Raw genomic sequence first — 14,625 nt, forward strand, 5'->3', positions numbered from 1 at the left:
GCCGTGTTTAACCCAACTTCTCTCTGATACCCAACGCGATGTGTATGCAGTCAGAGCGAATGTAGCTCACGCTATATTTCAGGAGTGCATCATGAATAGTTTCAGCCAGACTGCGGAAGCGGTGCAGAAGCGCACCAACGCCCGTTACTGGATTGTGGTGATGTTATTCATCGTCACCTCATTCAACTACGGCGACCGCGCCACCATTTCGATAGCCGGTTCGGCGATGTCCAAAGATATCGGCCTCGATTCGGTCGGACTGGGCTACATCTTCTCTGCTTTCTCATGGGCGTACGTGATTGGTCAGATCCCAGGCGGCTGGCTGCTCGATCGTTTTGGCTCAAAGCGCGTCTACTTCTGGAGTATTTTTACCTGGTCGCTGTTTACCCTGCTGCAGGGCTTTGTCGATATCTTCAGCGGCTTCGGCATCATCGTGTCACTCTTTCTGCTGCGCTTCCTGGTGGGGCTGGCTGAAGCCCCCTCTTTCCCTGGCAACAGTCGCATCGTGGCCGCCTGGTTTCCGGCGCAGGAGCGTGGCACCGCGGTGGCGATCTTCAATTCAGCGCAATATTTCGCCACGGTGATCTTTGCGCCCATCATGGGCTGGCTGGTGTCGGAAGTGGGCTGGGCACACGTCTTCTGGTTCATGGGCGGGCTGGGGATCATCCTGAGCTTCATCTGGCTGAAAGTGATCCACGATCCCACCGACCACCCCGGCGTAAACAAAGCCGAACTGGCCTATATGGAACAGGGCGGGGCGCTGATCAATATGGATGTCAAAAAGGAGAGCCGCAGGGTGAGCTGGAGCGAAAAGTGGTTCCAGATTAAACAGCTGCTGACCTCCCGCATGATGCTCGGCATCTACCTCGGCCAGTATTGTGTTAACGCCTTAACCTACTTTTTTATCACCTGGTTTCCGGTCTATCTGGTGCAGGCGCGCGGCATGTCGATTCTCAAAGCGGGCTTTATCGCTTCGGTGCCGGCGGTGTGTGGCTTCCTCGGCGGGGTGCTGGGTGGGGTGATCTCCGACTGGCTGATGCGCAAAACCGGCTCGCTGAATATTGCACGTAAAACGCCGATTGTGCTCGGCATGTTGCTCTCTATCTCGATGGTGATGTGTAACTACACCGACACCGAGTGGCTGGTGGTCTTCTTCATGGCGCTGGCGTTCTTCGGTAAAGGGATCGGCGCGCTGGGATGGGCAGTGATGGCGGATACCGCCCCCAAAGAGATCAGTGGCCTGAGCGGCGGCCTGTTCAACATGTTCGGCAACTTCTCCGGCATCGTGACGCCCATCGCTATCGGCTACATCATCGCCACCAGCGGCTCCTTTGAGGGTGCGCTGATCTATGTCGGTATCCATGCCTTCGTCGCCGCCTTCAGCTTCCTGGTGATCGCCGGTGATATCAAACGTGTTGAACTGAAAACCCGGTCGGTTAAGGACGCCTCATGACGACGCAAAGTTCACCCGTGATTACAGCGATGCAGGTTATCCCGGTCGCCGGTTACGACAGTATGCTGCTCAACATTGGCGGCGCGCACAACGCCTGTTTTACCCGCAATATCGTGGTGCTCACCGACAGCGCCGGACACACCGGCGTGGGTGAAGCGCCCGGCGGCGACACCATCTATCAGACCCTGGTAGCGGCCATTCCGCAGGTCGAAGGCCAGCAGATTGCCCGCATGAATCGTCTGGTGCAGCAGGTGCACAAAGGGAATGCGTCGGCTGACTTCACCACCTTTGGCAATGGTGCCTGGACCTTTGAGCTGCGGGTCAACGCCGTGGCCGCGCTGGAAGCGGCGCTGCTCGACCTGCTGGGACAGTGTCTGGGCGTGCCGGTGGCGGAACTGCTGGGGCCGGGCAAACAGCGGGATGAAGTCACGGTGCTGGGCTATCTCTTCTATCTCGGTGACCGCCGCAAAACCGATCTGCCCTATCAGAGTGGCGAGCAGGCCAGCCACGACTGGTATCACCTGCGTCATCAGGAGGCGCTCACCAGCGAAGCGGTCGTGCGGCTGGCGGAGGCGGCGGCAGATCGCTATGGCTTTAAAGATTTCAAACTTAAAGGGGGCGTGCTGCCGGGCGAGCAGGAGATCGCCACGGCGGTGGCGCTGAAGCAGCGTTTTCCCGGCGCGCGCATCACGGTGGACCCCAACGGGGCATGGCGACTGGATGAGGCTATCACCCTCTGTAAGGGGATGCAGGATGTGCTGAGCTACGCCGAAGACCCCTGCGGGGCAGAGCAGGGCTATTCAGGACGTGAAGTGATGGCCGAGTTCCGGCGCGCGACCGGCCTGCCGGTCGCCACCAATATGATCGCCACCAACTGGCGGGAGATGAACCACGCGGTGATGGTTAACGCGGTCGACATCCCGCTGGCGGACCCGCACTTCTGGACGCTGAGCGGGGCCGTGCGGGTCGCCCAGCTATGCGATGAGTGGGGCCTGACGTGGGGCTGCCATTCCAATAATCACTTCGATATTTCGCTGGCGATGTTCACCCATGTCGGTGCGGCCGCGCCAGGTAACCCGACCGCGATTGACACCCACTGGATCTGGCAGGAGGGCGATCAGCGCCTGACGAAAAACCCGCTGCAAATCCGCAACGGAAAGATTGCCGTGCCGGATGCGCCGGGTCTGGGGATCGAGCTCGACTGGGACCAGGTGCACAAAGCCAGTGAGCTCTATCAGTCACTGCCCGCCGGTGCGCGTAACGACGCCACGGCGATGCAGTATCTGATCCCCGGCTGGACATTTGATCGCAAGCGCCCGGCATTTGGCCGTGCAACAGCATAAGGAGCAGGAGATGAGTTCAACACCTAAAGTGACCGCCATGCAGGTGATCCCGGTTGCCGGCTACGACAGTATGCTGCTGAATCTCAGCGGCGCGCACTCGCCATTCTTCACCCGCAACATTGTCATTATCAAAGATAACGCCGGACATACCGGTGTCGGTGAAATCCCCGGCGGGGAGAAAATTCGTCAGACGCTGGAAGATGCCGCCTCGCTGGTGGTCGGCAAAACGCTGGGCGAATATAAAAATACCCTCAGCCTGGTGCGCACGACGTTTGCCGATCGGGATGCGGCCGGTCGCGGCAACCAGACCTTTGATCTGCGCACCACAATCCATGTGGTCACCGGCATTGAGGCAGCACTGCTGGATCTGCTGGGTCAGCACCTGGGCGTTAACGTTGCCTCGCTGCTGGGTGACGGGCAACAGCGCGACCGCGTGGAGATGCTCGGCTACCTCTTCTATATCGGCGACCGCAGAAAAACCGCCCTGCCATATCAGAGCCAGCCGGACGATCCGTGCGACTGGTATCGCCTGCGTCATGAAGAGGCGCTGACCCCCGAGGCCGTGGTGCGCCTGGCGGAAGCCGCCTATGAAAAATATGGCTTTAACGACTTCAAACTCAAAGGCGGCGTGCTGCGCGGCGGCGAAGAGGCCGAAGCGGTGACGGCGCTGGCAAAACGCTTTCCCACGGCGCGTATTACCCTCGATCCCAATGGAGCCTGGTCGCTCAATGAGGCGATCCTGCTCGGCAAACAGCTCAAGGGCGTGCTCGCCTACGCAGAAGATCCCTGTGGCGCGGAGCAGGGCTACTCCGGGCGGGAAGTGATGGCGGAGTTCCGCCGCGCGACCGGCATGCCTACCGCCACCAATATGATCGCCACCGACTGGCGACAGATGGGACACACCCTGTCGCTGCAGTCGGTCGACATTCCGCTGGCCGACCCCCATTTCTGGACGATGCAGGGTTCGGTGCGGGTCGCACAGATGTGCCACGACTTCGGCCTGACCTGGGGCTCCCACTCTAATAATCACTTTGACATTTCGCTGGCGATGTTTACCCACGTTGCCGCGGCCGCACCGGGCGCGATCACCGCCATCGATACCCACTGGATCTGGCAGGAGGGGAATCAGCGTCTCACCAGAGAGCCGTTCCTGATCAAAGGCGGCATGGTGCAGGTGCCGCAGAAGCCCGGTCTCGGTATCGAGCTGGATATGGATCAGGTGATGCAGGCCCACGCGCTCTATCAGAAGCAGGGGCTGGGCGCGCGTGACGATGCCGAAGCGATGCAATTCTTAGTGCCTGGATGGACTTTTGATAACAAACGTCCGTGCCTGGTTCGTTAATCTTTCTGGCTCACGCGGAGCCGTCGTCACAGGAGTTCAACCATGAGTAATGCAGCCTGGCCCAACGGATTTCGTCGTCGCCTGTTAGCGGGTGAAACCCTGATTGGCAGCTGGTGCGCGCTGGCCAGTCCGATCTCTACCGAAATCCTGGGGCTGGCCGGTTTTGACTGGCTGGTGCTGGATGGGGAGCATGCGCCCAACGATATCACCACGTTTGTGCCACAGCTGATGGCGCTGAAAGGGAGCCACAGTGCGCCGGTCGTACGACCGCCCTGCAACGAGCCGGTGATCATCAAGCGCCTGCTGGATATCGGGTTTAACAACTTCCTCGTGCCCTTTGTTGAGACAGAAGAGGAGGCGCGGCGCGCGGTCGCCTCAACCCGCTATCCGCCCGCCGGTATTCGCGGCGTGTCGGTCTCCCATCGCAGCAACATGTACGGCACCCTGCCGGATTACAACCAGAGCATCAATGACAACATCACCGTGCTGGTGCAGATCGAAACCCGCCAGGCGGTTGACCACATCGACGCCATAGCCGCAGTCGACGGCGTGGACGGCATCTTCGTCGGGCCGGGCGATCTCTCTGCGGCGCTGGGCTACCTCGGCCAGCCCGCCCACCCGGAGGTGCTGGACGTGATTAAACACATTTTTGACCGTGCCAGAGCGGCCGGGAAGCCGGCGGGCATTCTGGCCCCGGTGGAGGCGGACGCCCGTCGTTATCTGGAGTGGGGAGCCACCTTTGTGGCGGTCGGCAGCGATCTCGGGGTATTCCGCAGCGCCACCCAGGCGTTGTGCGACAAATTTAAGCGCTAAGCAGCAAGGAGACACGCAATGAAGATTGGATTTATTGGCCTGGGCATCATGGGTAAACCCATGAGCAAAAATCTGCTGAAAGCGGGCTATTCACTGGTGGTGCGCGATCACCACGCCAGCAATGAAGCTGAACTGGCTGAACTGGGCGCGACCGTGGCAACCTCGCCGAAAGAGGTGGCTGAGCAGTGCGAGGTGGTCATTACCATGGTGCCCAACTCGCCGCAGGTGAAAGCGGTCTGTCTGGGAGAGGGCGGCATTATCGAAGGCGCGAAGCCGGGCCTGGTGGTGATCGACATGAGCTCGATTGCGCCGCTGGCGAGCCGGGAAGTGCACGATGCGCTGGCAGAGAAAGGGATCAGCATGCTGGACGCCCCGGTCAGCGGCGGGGAGCCGAAAGCGATTGAAGGCACGCTTTCCGTCATGGCCGGCGGAGAGAAAGCGGTGTTTGATCGCTGTTACGACATCATGAAGGCGATGGCGGGATCGGTAGTGCACACCGGTGACATCGGCGCAGGCAACGTCACCAAGCTGGCCAATCAGGTAATTGTGGCGCTGAACATCGCGGCGATGTCCGAAGCCCTGTCGCTGGCGACCAAAGCGGGGGTCAGTCCGGAGCTGGTGTTCCAGGCGATTCGTGGCGGCCTGGCGGGCAGCACGGTGCTGGAGGCGAAAGCGCCGATGGTGATGGATCGCAACTTCAGACCGGGCTTCCGCATCGACCTGCATATCAAGGATCTGGCGAACGCCCTGGATACCTCGCACACGCTGGGCGCGCATCTGCCGCTGACGGCGGCGGTGATGGAGATGATGCAGGCGCTGCGTAATGATGGCCAGGGAACGTCCGACCACAGTGCGCTGGCCTGCTATTATGAGAAGTTAGCGAAGGTTGAAATCGCCCGCTAAATCCCGGTGCCGGTCTCCGCGGAAACCGGCCGGGTTCAGCGCCGTTTCAATGACTCAACTGTGCTCGGATTGCCTATGAAAATCGTAATCGCACCGGATTCATATAAAGAGAGTTTATCCGCCCTGGAGGTGGCATCGGCGATTGAAGCGGGATTCCGTGACATCTTTCCCGATGCCCACTACGTGAAAATACCGGTCGCCGACGGCGGCGAAGGAACGGTAGAAGCGATGGTCGCGGCGACGAAAGGAAACATCGTCAGGCTGAAGGTGACCGGGCCACTGGGCACCCAGGTCGAGGCTTTCTATGGCCTCTCCGGCGATGCGTCCACCGCCTATATCGAAATGGCGGCGGCCAGCGGACTGGAGCGGGTGCCCGCCGCCCAGCGCGATCCGCTGATTACCACCTCGTTCGGCACCGGCGAGCTGATCCGGCATGCGCTGGATAAAGGCGTCGGCCACATCATTATTGGCATTGGCGGTAGTGCGACCAACGATGGCGGCGCCGGGATGATGCAGGCGCTGGGCGCCCGGCTGCTGGATGATCGCGGCCAGCAGATTGGTCACGGCGGCGGGGCGCTGCCTGACCTTGCCGCCATTGAGATTGATGCACTGGATGCCCGTCTTCGGCAGTGCCGCATTGAGGTGGCGTGTGACGTCACCAATCCGCTGACCGGAAAGGAGGGCGCTTCGGCTGTTTTCGGTCCGCAGAAAGGGGCGACACCGGCACTGGTGCAGCAGCTCGATCAGGCGCTGACCCACTACGCCGCGATTATTCAGCGCGACCTCGATATCGACGTACTGCATATCCCCGGCGGCGGTGCGGCAGGCGGTATGGGGGCGGCGCTGCACGCCTTTTGCCAGGCAGAACTGCGGCGCGGCATCGAAATTGTCACGGAGGCGCTGGGGCTGGCGGAGCAGGTAAAAGATGCCGACCTCGTGATCACCGGGGAAGGCCGCATCGACAGCCAGAGTATCAATGGCAAGGTGCCGGTGGGGGTCGCCAGCGTGGCAAAGCGCTTCAACAAGCCGGTGATAGGCATCGCCGGCAGCCTGACGGAGGATGTGGGGGTGGTGCATCAGCATGGTATTGATGCGGTGTTCAGCGTGCTCTACAGTATCTGCACGCTGGATGAGGCGCTCGCCACGGCCGGCAAAAATGTAACGATGACGGCGCGTAACGTCGCCGCCACGCTAAAGCTGGCCGGCTTTCACTGATCCTGCGGCCAGCCCCGGATTACCCGATGCCCAGCAGCTGCCGGGCTTCACGCGCCACGTTCTCCATCTCATCCTGTAGCTCCAGCAGTTCCGGCTCCAGGGCGGCGATATCGCTGGCCTGCAGCAGCTCTCTCTCCAGCTGGTGGCAGAGCTGCTTCATGCGCGGCACGCCGCTGTAGCTGGCACTGCCGTGCAGCTTGTGAATAATCTCCCGCAGGGCCGTGACCTCATTGGTGGCCATAAACTGCGCCATCTTCGCGTGGACTTCCGGTAAAAACTCCAGCAGCATCCGCAGCAGATCCCGTGCCAGGTCGGGTTTATTCGCTGCCTGCCGCAGTGCCAGCTGCCAGTCCAGCGTCGGCAGTATCGGCGGCAGTTCCGGCACGGCGACCACCGGCGCGGGCGTATAGCGCGCCAGCAGCTGCCTCAACTTGCTCTCATCAATTGGTTTGGCAAGATAGTCATTCATGCCCGCTTTGATGAGCTGCTCGCGTTCGCCATCAATGGCGTGAGCGGTCACCGCCACGATGGGGGTCGTGGCGTGCAGCGGCAGACCACGGATGATTTCGCTGGCGCGAATGCCATCGATGTCAGGCATCTGAATATCCATCAGAATCACATCCAGCGACTGCTGGCGCGCCTCGCGGATAGCGTGTTCGGCGCTGCTGCACAGCAGGATATTCTGCACCTGCTCCTCCAGCAGCGCACCAATCAGCTTGAGGTTGGCAGGGTTATCATCCACTGCCATCACCGTCAGCGGCAGGCGCGGGGAGAAGGGCAGCTCGCTGATCTGGCGGGTGTGCAGATCCAGCAGCATCGGCAGGAGTCGCGTCAGGGAGATTGGCTTGGCAATGCAGCCGTCAATGCCGCGCACCTTCAGTTCATCAGCCAGCAGCATCATCGGGCTGGGCAGGGCCATCAGCACATTATCTGCCCGATCCAGCAGCGCATTGATCCTCCCCTCGTTCAGCAGCTCGGGCTGGCTGATGCTGACCGGCATCGCCATCAGGAGCAGCGGATAGTGGGACGCCGGCAGGCCCTCCAGCGTTTCGCTGTAGTCGATCTGCAACGGCGTGGCGCTCAGCATCTCCAGCGCCGCGCGGGCGACGGTGGCATCCGCCTCGACATAGGCGATGCGGGACTGGGACAGCGCTTCCAGCACGCGCGGCATACCGGGCGCGTTGGGGTTGAGATCCAGCTGCACGCGAATCACAAAGGTAGAGCCCTGATCCGGCTGGCTGCTGAAGGTGATATCCCCGCCCATCTCCCGCACCAGTTTCTGGGTGATGACCAGACCCAGCCCGGTGCCGCCATGACGGCGCGAAATACTGGCGTCGGCCTGGCGGAACGCCTGAAACAGCTGCGTCTGCTGCTGCTCAGAGATACCGATGCCGCTATCCTCTACCTGAATCTCCAGCTCGACGCGCGTCTGGGTCATAACGCGCTGCGTGACGCGCAGGCCGATATGGCCCTGTTCAGTAAACTTGATGGCGTTGCCAATCAGGTTGATCAGAATCTGCTGCAGGCGCAGCGCGTCGCCGATGACGTTGTCCGGCACGCTGCTGTCGCACACCACCGTCAGCTCCAGCCCCTTGTCATGCGCCGACGGGGCCAGCAGCACCAGGGTCTCATCCAGGGTGGCACGCAGGGGGAAGGGGATCGCCTCCAGCATCAGCTTGCCCGCTTCCAGCTTCGAAAAATCGAGCACGTCATTAATGATGCTGAGCAGGTTGTTGGCCGAGCGCTCGATGGTCTGCATGTAGTCGCGCTGGGTCGTGCGCAGCTGAGTTTTCAGCATCTGGCGGGTAAAGCCCAGCACGCCATTAAGCGGCGTTCGCAGCTCGTGCGACATGTTTGCCAGGAACTCCGATTTGATGCGCGCCGCTTCCTGAGCGCGCTTCTTCGCCAGATCCAGTTCGACGTTCTGAATCTCCAGCTGCTCCAGCGTTTCCCGCAGATCGTACGTCGCCTGGTCGATGTTGTGCTGCATCTCTTCGTGATAGGCGGTCAGCGACATCGCCATGGCGTTGATGCCGTTTTTCAGCGTGCTGAGTTCGCCCAGCATGTACCCCTCAACGCGGCTGTCGAGCTGACCGCGACGGATGCGGTCAACGGTGGTCACCATGTTGCGGATCGGGCCAGTGACATCACGCATCAGACGATAGGCAAACAGCATCGCAAGGCAGAGGCAGAAGAGCAGCATCAGGGTGGCGACAAACACCTCTTTATACTGCTGCAGGCGCACCGACTGCAGATCGAGTTCAATCGCCACATAGCCCAGGGGGTTACCCGAGGGTTTGACCTTTTCATCGGGCAATTCATCCAGATCGTAGCGCTCGGCCGTGATCGGCGTGCGCAGAATCAACAGATTACCGTGACGCTCCATGGAGACATCATCGGGCAGGGCGTGGATATCCTCCTGCTGCAGCAGGCTGAGGTTCTGCCGGTTATTGGAGGTGACGTAGAGCTGGTTATGATTATCGAACACCGAGATCGCCCGGACGATGCCGGAGTGGCGGCGGTGCAGTAAACTCACCAGCTCCCGCATCGCATCGCGATCGTCCCAGGTCATGCTGTATTCGCTGGAGATCGCCAGCGGTTCGATGATATTCGCCCCGGCATCGATCACCTGGCGCTGCAGTTCATTGTAGCGATGGACCACAAAAAATGAGCTGAGCAGCAGGCCAACCATCAGCGTGGGTGCCAGAATTAAAATCATCATTCGCGCCCGCAGGCTGTATTTGGTCATAATAGTCGCCTGGCTACTCCGGCATTAACCTCCCTGCACATCCTGTCGACAGCACCGTGCAGGTCGTTTCGATAAAGAGAACTGATAACACTATGGCGCAATTTTACGTTGCAAAACAGCGCGTGGCGACACAACAGCGGATCACCGTCACCATCGATGAGCTCGATCCGTTCGGGCAGGGCGTGGCGCGTCACAAAGGCAAAACGATTTTTGTCGCCGGTGCCTTGCCGGGTGAGCAGGCGGAGATCACGCTGACAGAGGATAAACGCCAGTTTGCCCGGGGGAAAGTGAAACGGCTGCTCAGCCGCAGTCCGGCACGTGTCGCACCGCGCTGTCCCCACTTTGAGCGCTGCGGTGGCTGCCAGCAGCAGCATGCAGAGGTGGAGCTGCAGCAGCAGAGCAAAGCTCAGGCGCTGAGCCGGATGCTGAGCCAGGCCGCCGCGCAGACGATCGCGGTGGAGGAGGTGATCGCCGGTGAACCCTGGGGCTACCGGCGTCGCGCCCGTCTGGGTCTGCAGTGGCAGAATAAAGCGCAGCGGCTGCAGATGGGGTTTCGCCAGGAGGCGAGCAACGATCTGGTCGATATTCAGCACTGCCCCGTTTTAGTGCCCGAACTTGAGGCATTGCTGGTGCCGCTGCACCACTGCCTGAGTGCACTGCGCGCCGTCAGGCGTCTCGGTCATGTGGAACTGGTGCTGGCGGATAACGGCCCGCTGATGATCCTGCGCCATCTTGATGCGCTGCACCCGGACGACCGTGAAAAACTGGAACAGTTTTCGCATAAGCATCAGCTGATGCTCTTTCTGGATGCGGGTGATGAAGGGTTAACGTCGCTAACTACTCAGACACCTTTTTATCACTCTCACCAGCTTAAGCTAACCTTCAGTCCGCAGGACTTTATTCAGGTTAACGATGCGGTGAATCAGCAGATGGTGGCAAAGGCGATAGCCTGGCTCGATCTGCAACCGGAAGACCGGGTTCTGGATCTCTTTTGCGGCATGGGAAACTTCACACTTCCTATAGGAATCTTCGTACAAAATGTGGTTGGTGTGGAGGGGGTTGCAGCATTAGTGCGGCAGGCAGCGTATAATGCTGATTCGAATAATCTTAAAAACGTCAGTTTTTTTCAGCATAATCTGGAAGAGACGGTGTCGCGCCAGCCGTGGGCGGCACAGGGATTTAACAAGGTATTACTCGATCCGGCACGCGCCGGGGCTGCGGGCGTGATGGCACATGTGGTTAAACTTGCGCCAGAACGCGTGGTCTATGTGTCGTGTAATCCAACAACACTCGCCCGCGACAGTCAGGTCTTGCTGTCGGCAGGCTACCAATTGGAAAGGGTCGCGATGCTGGATATGTTCCCTCATACCCGTCATCTCGAATCCATGGTGCTGTTCAGAAAAACATAAGCGATGTATGTCGTTGTGCAGGAGAGGTTATGGTTGCGGTCAGAAGTGCGCATTTAAATACTGAGGGGGAATTTGCCCTCGACCAGTGGATCGCCAGTCTCGGTATCGCCAACCCGCAATCATGTCAACGCGTTGCCGATACCTGGCGCTACTGTGAAGCGCAGACGCAGGACCATCCCGATCAGTCGCTGCTGCTGTGGCGCGGGATCGAGATGGTGGAAATCCTCTCCATGCTCAGCATGGATATCGAAAGCCTCTGTGCGGCGCTGATCTTCCCGCTGGCTAACGATGAAGTGGTGAGTGAGGAGGAGCTGGAAACCGCCGTCGGCAAAGGCATCGTCTCGCTGGTGCACGGCGTGCGCGACATGGACGCCATCCGCCAGCTGAAAGCGATTCACAACGACTCCATGGCCTCTGAACAGGTCGATAACGTCCGCCGTATGCTGCTGGCGATGGTCGAAGATTTCCGCTGCGTGGTGCTGAAGCTGGCCGAACGCATCATGAACCTGCGCGAAATGAAAGATGCGCCGGAAGATGAGCGGGTGCTGGCGGCCAAAGAGAGCACCAACATCTATGCCCCGCTGGCCAACCGTCTCGGCATCGGTCAGCTCAAATGGGAGCTGGAAGATTACTGCTTCCGCTATCTGCATCCCGACGAATACAAGCATATCGCCCGGTTACTGCATGAGCGGCGTATCGACCGCGAGCAGTATATCGACAACTTCGTCAGCAACCTGCGCAAAGAGATGGCCAAAGAGGGCGTGCGCGCCGAGGTCTACGGTCGTCCGAAACATATCTACAGCATCTGGCGTAAGATGCAGAAAAAGTCGCTGGCCTTTGATGAGCTGTTTGATGTGCGGGCGGTGCGCATCGTGGCCGATCGCCTGCAGGATTGCTACGGCGCGCTGGGCACGGTGCATACGCTCTATCGCCATCTGCCCAGCGAGTTTGATGACTACGTCGCTAACCCGAAACCCAATGGCTATCAGTCGATTCATACCGTGGTGTTAGGCCCGCAGGGCAAAACGGTGGAGATTCAGATCCGTACCCGCCAGATGCATGAAGATGCGGAGCTGGGGGTCGCGGCGCACTGGAAATACAAAGAGGGCCCAACCTCGAGCAGCGCGCGTGGTGCTGCCGGCCACGAAGAGCGCATCGCCTGGCTGCGTAAGCTGATCAGCTGGCAGGAGGAGATGGCGGACTCGGGCGAGCTGCTTGAAGAGGTGCGCAGCCAGGTGTTTGATGACCGGGTCTACGTCTTTACCCCGAAAGGGGACGTGGTGGATCTGCCTGCCGGATCGACACCGCTCGACTTTGCCTACCATATTCACAGCGACATCGGTCACCGCTGCATCGGCGCAAAAATCGGCGGCCGCATTGTGCCGTTTACCTATCAGTTGCAGATGGGCGATCAGGTTGAGGTGATTACCCAGAAGCAGCCGAACCCGAGTCGCGACTGGCTCAACCCGAACCTGGGCTACATCACCACCAGCCGCGGACGCTCGAAGATCCACAACTGGTTCCGCAAGCAGGATCGCGACAAGAACATTGCCGCCGGACGGCAGATTCTGGATAACGAGCTGAACCAGTTCGATATCAGCCTGCGCGAGGCGGAAAAACTGCTGCTGCCGCGCTATAACGTGACCTCGCTTGAAGAGCTGCTGGCGGCGATTGGCGGCGGCGATATTCGTCTCAATCAGATGGTGAACTTCCTGCAGGCGAAGCTGAATAAGCCGAGCGCCGAAGAGGAAGATCGTGAGGCGCTGCGCCAGCTGACGCAGAAAGCCTACACTCCGCCGGCGCGCAAAGAGAGCGGGCGCGTGGTCGTGGAGGGGGTGGGCAATCTGATGCACCATATCGCCCGCTGCTGCCAGCCGATCCCGGGCGACGATATTGTCGGTTTCATCACCCAGGGGCGCGGCATCTCTATCCACCGCGCCGACTGCGACCAACTGGCCGAACTGATTTCCCACGCCCCGGAACGCATCGTCGATGCGGTGTGGGGCGAAAGCTACTCCAGCGGCTATTCGCTGGTGGTGCGGGTGACGGCCAACGATCGCAGCGGGCTGCTGCGCGACATCACCACCATTCTCGCCAATGAGAAAGTGAATGTGCTGGGCGTGTCGAGCCGCAGCGACACCAAAAAACAGCTCGCCACCATCGACATGGATATTGAGATCTACAACCATCAGGTACTGGGACGTGTCCTGGCGCGCCTGAACCAGGTCTCTGATATCATTGACGCCCGTCGCCTGCACTGATTGTCAGTCAGGCCCTGCGGCAACCGGCAGCGTGCGGTTGCGCGGGCGCAATCTGCACCCCGGGGCGCTGCCGGACGCGCGTTACTGCATCCGTCAGCGCCTGTCATGCGCCTCTCTGTTTCCTGTCATCTGACCATCAATCAAGGATCTACCCGAATGAACGCTATTGAGCGCCTGCTTGGCATTATGAAAACCCTGCGCGATCCCGAGCATGGCTGTCCGTGGGATCGTGAGCAGACCTTTGCCAGCATCGCGCCCTATACGCTGGAAGAGACCTATGAGGTGCTGGACGCCATCCAGCGCGAAGATTTCAGCGACCTGCGTGGCGAGCTGGGCGACCTGCTGTTTCAGGTGGTCTTTTATGCCCAGATGGCGAGCGAAGCGGATCGCTTCAACTTTGAGGATGTCTGCCACGCCATCAGCGACAAGCTGGAGCGCCGTCATCCGCACATCTTTGGCGAGGCCACGGCGGAAACCAGCACGGAGGTGCTGAAAAACTGGGAAGCGATTAAGAGCGCCGAACGGGCAGAGAAAGCGCAGCATTCGGCGCTGGACGACATCCCGAAAGCACTGCCTGCGCTGATGCGCGCCCATAAAATCCAGAAGCGTTGCCATAATGTCGGCTTCGACTGGACCACCCTGGGGCCGGTGGTGGCGAAAGTGCATGAAGAGATTGATGAGGTCATGCACGAGGCGCAGCAGAGCGTGGTGGACAGCGAAAAGCTGGAAGAGGAGATTGGCGATCTGCTGTTCGCCACCGTCAACCTGTCGCGCCATCTGGGCAGCAAACCAGAAACCGCGCTGCAGAAGGCCAACGACAAGTTTGAGCGCCGCTTCCGCGCGGTGGAAGCGATCATTGCCGCACAGGGACTGAGTATGCCGGGTGCGACGCTGGAACAGATGGAGGCCGCCTGGCAGCAGGTCAAAGCCGGGGAGAAGTGATGATTATTCCAGCGCTGTGCATAAAGTCGCCGTTTGCGCTTACACGATTCAGCGCGCCATCAACTTTGTGACGCACGTCAACATTTCTTCGGCGGCTATCCGCTATGTTAGCCGCAGCAATGCGTTGGAGGATGGCTGTGATTCATCAATTGTGGCTGATAGCGGTTTCCAGTATACTGTTTTCCCGTCCTGGTT

General features: G+C 60.1%; 10 protein-coding genes. 9 read left to right on the top strand and 1 reads right to left on the bottom strand.

What is annotated here, in order from left to right:
- The first annotated feature begins 91 nt into the window (after positions 1 to 91).
- The 6 genes from AC1V0D_RS17195 to AC1V0D_RS17220 all read left to right on the top strand — a co-directional run bounded on the left by AC1V0D_RS17195 (position 92) and on the right by AC1V0D_RS17220 (position 7,069).
- The gene (locus AC1V0D_RS17195; RefSeq protein WP_482907805.1) at positions 92 to 1,453 is read left to right on the top strand and encodes an MFS transporter; all 1,362 of its coding nucleotides are present in this window, start codon (positions 92 to 94) and stop codon (positions 1,451 to 1,453) included.
- Complete coding sequence (locus AC1V0D_RS17200) at positions 1,450 to 2,796, top strand: enolase C-terminal domain-like protein (protein WP_482907806.1); 1,347 nt, start codon at positions 1,450 to 1,452, stop codon at positions 2,794 to 2,796. The genes AC1V0D_RS17195 and AC1V0D_RS17200 overlap by 4 nt, the downstream gene beginning before the upstream one ends.
- A 10-nt stretch (positions 2,797 to 2,806) precedes the next feature.
- Entirely contained in the window at positions 2,807 to 4,138 is a 1,332-nt protein-coding gene (gene gudD, locus AC1V0D_RS17205; protein ID WP_009086980.1) for a glucarate dehydratase, read from the top strand.
- 42 nt (positions 4,139 to 4,180) lie between these two features.
- Entirely contained in the window at positions 4,181 to 4,951 is a 771-nt protein-coding gene (gene garL / locus AC1V0D_RS17210; protein WP_058958278.1) for a 2-dehydro-3-deoxyglucarate aldolase, read from the top strand.
- Positions 4,952 to 4,969: 18 nt separating this feature from the next.
- Positions 4,970 to 5,854: a 2-hydroxy-3-oxopropionate reductase gene (garR, locus tag AC1V0D_RS17215; protein WP_140029479.1), complete on the top strand. Its 885-nt coding sequence runs from the start codon at positions 4,970 to 4,972 to the stop codon at positions 5,852 to 5,854.
- A 75-nt stretch (positions 5,855 to 5,929) separates the two neighbouring features.
- Positions 5,930 to 7,069 carry a glycerate kinase gene (locus AC1V0D_RS17220; RefSeq protein ID WP_482907807.1) on the top strand — a complete coding sequence of 380 codons (1,140 nt, stop codon included), beginning with the start codon at positions 5,930 to 5,932 and terminating at the stop codon, positions 7,067 to 7,069.
- A gap of 19 nt (positions 7,070 to 7,088) precedes the next feature.
- On the opposite strand, the gene barA is transcribed toward AC1V0D_RS17220, so the two are convergent.
- The gene (barA, locus tag AC1V0D_RS17225; protein WP_482907808.1) at positions 7,089 to 9,818 is read right to left on the bottom strand and encodes a two-component sensor histidine kinase BarA; all 2,730 of its coding nucleotides are present in this window, start codon (positions 9,816 to 9,818) and stop codon (positions 7,089 to 7,091) included.
- A 92-nt stretch (positions 9,819 to 9,910) separates the two neighbouring features.
- On the opposite strand from barA, the gene rlmD reads away from it, so the two are divergent.
- From rlmD to mazG, 3 genes are all read left to right on the top strand, one after another.
- Positions 9,911 to 11,227 carry a 23S rRNA (uracil(1939)-C(5))-methyltransferase RlmD gene (gene rlmD, locus AC1V0D_RS17230; protein ID WP_154929337.1) on the top strand — a complete coding sequence of 439 codons (1,317 nt, stop codon included), beginning with the start codon at positions 9,911 to 9,913 and terminating at the stop codon, positions 11,225 to 11,227.
- 29 nt (positions 11,228 to 11,256) lie between these two features.
- Positions 11,257 to 13,488 carry a GTP diphosphokinase gene (gene relA / locus AC1V0D_RS17235; RefSeq protein ID WP_009086968.1) on the top strand — a complete coding sequence of 744 codons (2,232 nt, stop codon included), beginning with the start codon at positions 11,257 to 11,259 and terminating at the stop codon, positions 13,486 to 13,488.
- A 156-nt stretch (positions 13,489 to 13,644) separates the two neighbouring features.
- Positions 13,645 to 14,430: a nucleoside triphosphate pyrophosphohydrolase gene (mazG, locus tag AC1V0D_RS17240; protein WP_482907809.1), complete on the top strand. Its 786-nt coding sequence runs from the start codon at positions 13,645 to 13,647 to the stop codon at positions 14,428 to 14,430.
- The last annotated feature ends 195 nt before the right edge of the window (positions 14,431 to 14,625 follow it).

Source organism: Pantoea sp. PA1 (assembly GCF_056856975.1).